The organism is Neoroseomonas rubea (assembly GCF_016106015.1).
Lineage (GTDB): Bacteria > Pseudomonadota > Alphaproteobacteria > Acetobacterales > Acetobacteraceae > Neoroseomonas > Neoroseomonas rubea.
The window spans coordinates 1-1,792 of the sequence record NZ_JACADQ010000529.1; the positions used below are offsets into that span (position 1 = coordinate 1).

Below are 1,792 nucleotides of genomic sequence, written 5' to 3' on the forward strand. Positions count from 1 at the left end.
TCTGGGCTGCGGACTGGCTGGCGCGCGCGGCCGATCCCGCGCGGCGCGGCGGGGCGCGCATCGCGGCGGAAGCGCTGGGCGTGCCCGCGCTCGGCATCGCGGGGCTCTGGGCGGGCGGCTTCTTCCTGCTTTCGGGCGGCTTCGGCGGCACATGGGGCGGGTATGGGAAGATGCAGCTGGACCTGCTGGCGCCCTTCGACCGCGGCTACTGGGGCGCCTTCCTACCGGACATCGAGACGGCGGGGCATCTGGAAGCCGGCAATTCCTATCCGGGTCTCGGCGCGCTGGCCGTGCTCGCGGCGGGCGCGGTCGCGTGGATCGCGGGCCCGCGCGGCGCGCTGCGGCGGCACTGGGCGCTGCTGCTGGTGCTGGCCGGGCTTTTGCTGCTCGCCATCACCCATCGGGTCGCGATCGGCGGGCGGGAATTCGAAGTCCTGCCCCTGCCGGACTGGATCGTCTCCCGCGCCGATGCGCTGCGTGCGTCGGAACGCTTCTTCTGGCCGGTGCTCTATGCCGCGCTGTTCGGCGCGGCGGTCGCGCTGGTCCGCCGGCTCGGTGGCGGCCGCGCCGGCTTCGTGCTGTTCGCCGCGCTGATGCTGCAGGCGGCCGACCTTCGCCCGGGCTTCGCCAGGCTGCATCACTACTTTATCGTGCAGCCGCCGACCGTGCCGCTGCGGCTGGCCGACCCCTTCTGGCGGGAGGCCGCGACGCGCTACGCCTTCGTCCGCGTCGTGCCGACGGGGATGCAGGCGCGCAACTGGGAGGAGGTCGCGGTCTATGCCGCGACGCTCGGGCTGGAGACGGATGCGGTCTACCTCGCGCGGATCGATCCGCGCGCGGTGGAGGCGGTCAATGCGCGCGTCGCGGCGCTGCTGGAAGCCGGCGCGCATGAACCGCGCACCTTCTACGTGCTTGGCGACGAGGCCTCGCTCGCCCGCGCCCGCGCCGGCATGGACCCCGCGCGGGACATGCTCGAGCGCTTCGACGGGCGCTGGGTGCTCGCTCCCGGCTGGCGGGCTCAGGCGACGACGAATTCCTCGGCGCGATAGCCCTGGGCAAACAGAAGCGCGCGGAGATCGGCATGTTCCACTCGCGCGCGTGCGGCGGCCGCGACCACCGGCTTGGCGCGGAAGGCGACGCCGAGCCCCGCCGCCTGGATCATGTCGAGGTCGTTCGCGCCGTCCCCCACCGCGAGCGTGGCGTCGAGCCCGATGCCTTCCTCCGCCGCCAGGCGTTTCAGCGTCGCGAGTTTGGCGTTGCGCCCGAGGATCGGGTCGGCGACATGGCCGGTAAGCTGCCCTTCCGCCTCGAGCAGCGTGTTGGAGTGATGTTCGTGGAAGCCCACCAGTGCGGCGACGCGGCCGGTGAAGAAGGTGAAGCCGCCGGAGACGAGCGCGCAGCGCGCCCCTGTCGCGCGCATGGTCGCGACCAGTTCGCGCGCGCCGGGCATCAGTTCCGTCGCCTCCCAGGTGCGTTGCAGAGCATCGACCGACAGGCCGGCGAGCATGCCGACGCGCTCGCGCAGCGCGGCTTCGAAGTCGAGCTCGCCATTCATGGCGCGCCTGGTGATGGCGGCGATGCGGTCCTTGAGCCCGGCGAAGCCGGCGAGCTCGTCCAGCGTCTCGCTGGTCACGATGGTGCTGTCCATGTCCGCGATCAGCAGCCGCTTGCGCCGGCCTTCGGCGGGCTGGGCGATGAGGTCGACGGGCCGGCCGGCGAGTGCGGCGCGCGCCGCTTCGTCCGCCGCCTCCGGCGCGAGCCCGGCGAAGGGCAGGTCCGCGGCCTCGGCGGC

2 protein-coding genes are annotated in these 1,792 nt (G+C 73.5%); one reads left to right on the forward strand and one right to left on the reverse strand.

Annotation, left to right across the window (positions count from 1 at the left end; translation table 11 throughout):
- Positions 1-1,049, forward strand: a 1,049-nt coding sequence (locus tag HW577_RS24500; RefSeq protein ID WP_198378707.1) for a DUF6311 domain-containing protein, incomplete at its 5' end; no start/stop codon positions are given.
- Here the strand turns inward: HW577_RS24500 and serB are convergent.
- The coding region (gene serB / locus HW577_RS24505; protein WP_198378708.1) for a phosphoserine phosphatase SerB at positions 1,019-1,792 on the reverse strand (774 nt) is incomplete at its 5' end. The two genes, HW577_RS24500 and serB, sit on opposite strands and share 31 nt — an antisense overlap.